Raw genomic sequence first — 1,580 nt, forward strand, 5'->3', positions numbered from 1 at the left:
CTCATCGATGGCCCAGAAGCCGGTCAGCGTGTCGAGTTTGTCGGCGAGCGCCACCGCCACCGAGACCGGATCGGTCGGCACGCGGTCGGACGGGCCCTGCGGCTTGTAGTGTTCCTCGGCAGCTGCTGCGACGGACGGATGCTCGCCCTCCAGCAGCGCATATTTGCGGCCCATGGCGCCCTGCAATTCAGGGAACTCGCCGACCACTTCGGTCTGCAAATCGGCCTTGGCGAGCAGGGCTGCGCGGCGCGCCAGCGCCGGATCGGCGCCGACGACCGGCGCCAGTTCTTCGGCCAGCCGCTTGATCCGCTCGACACGAGCTCCTTGCGTACCGAGCTTGGCGTGGAAGGTCACGTTGAGATGGTCGAGACGTGCCATGCGCTGGTCGAGCGGCTTCTTCAGATCGAGCCCGAACTTTTCCGCCGACGCCTTGAGCTCGCCGAAATCTGGCAGATCGCCCTGGTCGGTCTTCCAGAAATAGAGCGCGTCGGAGAGGCGGGCGCGCACCACCTTGCCGTTGCCATGCGCGATCTCCTTGCCGCCATCCTTGGCCTCGATGTTGGCGACGAGGATGAAGCGGTTGGACAGGTCCTCGCCCGCCCCTTGCGGCCGGGTCACGAAACACTTCTGGTTGGCGCGGATGGTCAGCCGGATGACCTCGGGCGGAATGGCGAGGAAATCCTGCTCGAATTCGCCCATCAGCACGACAGGCCATTCGACGAGGCCGGAAACTTCCTCCAGCAGCCCTTCGTCCTCGACCAGGTCGAGACCGTTGGCGAAGGCGAGGTTGCGGGCGTCGGCCAGGATGATCTCCTTGCGCCGCTCGGCATCGAGCACGACCTTGGCGGCCTCCAGCTTCGACACGTAGTCGTCGAAGCGACGCACGGTGAATTCGCCCGGGGCGTGGAAGCGATGGCCATAGGTGACGTTGCCGGAGCGGATGCCGTCGATATCGAAATCGACCACCACGGGCTCCTCGGTCTCGGGGCCGAAGGTGCAGACGATCGATTGCAGCGGCCGCACCCAGCGCAGCGAGCCCGGCCTGGCCGAGGCCGGCCCCCAGCGCATCGATTTCGGCCAGGGGAAGCTGCGGATGATGCCCGGCACCAGTTCGGCGATGATGTCCTCCGCCGCCCTGCCCGGCTTGGAGATATGGGCGACATAGAAGTCGCCCTTCTTCGGGTCGGAATGGACATGCGCCTCGGCGATCGAGGCGAGGCCGGCCTTGCGCAGGAAGCCTTGCACCGCCTGTTCCGGCGCCGAGGTGGCCGGGCCCTTGATTTCCTCGCGAATGTCCTTGGAGCGCGCCGTCAGGCCGCGAATGTCGAGCGCCAGGCGCCGCGGCGTCCAGTACTCGCGCGCCGCCTCATAGGTCAGACCGGCCTCGACCAGGCCGTCGGTCAGCATCTTCCTGAGATCGCCCGCGGCCTTGCGCTGCATGCGCGCGGGGATTTCCTCGGAGCGAAGTTCGAGAAGCAGGTCGGGCATAGGTTGGCTCCTTACCCTCCCCTCGATGGGGAGGGTCGGCGCGCAGCGCCGGGGCGGGGTGGCGGCCTCTCAGCCGCCAATACCTTCGGCAC

General features: G+C 67.1%; 1 protein-coding gene. It reads right to left on the reverse strand.

Going from position 1 to position 1,580, the window contains the following annotated elements; genetic code table 11:
• On the reverse strand, window positions 1-1,488 hold a 1,488-nt coding region (gene glyS, locus EN780_RS33820; protein WP_128276421.1), incomplete at its 3' end, for a glycine--tRNA ligase subunit beta.
• Window positions 1,489-1,580 lie beyond the last annotated feature (92 nt).

It is taken from the genome of Mesorhizobium sp. M4B.F.Ca.ET.089.01.1.1 (genome assembly GCF_004022605.1).
GTDB classification, from domain to species: Bacteria; Pseudomonadota; Alphaproteobacteria; order Rhizobiales; family Rhizobiaceae; genus Mesorhizobium; species Mesorhizobium abyssinicae.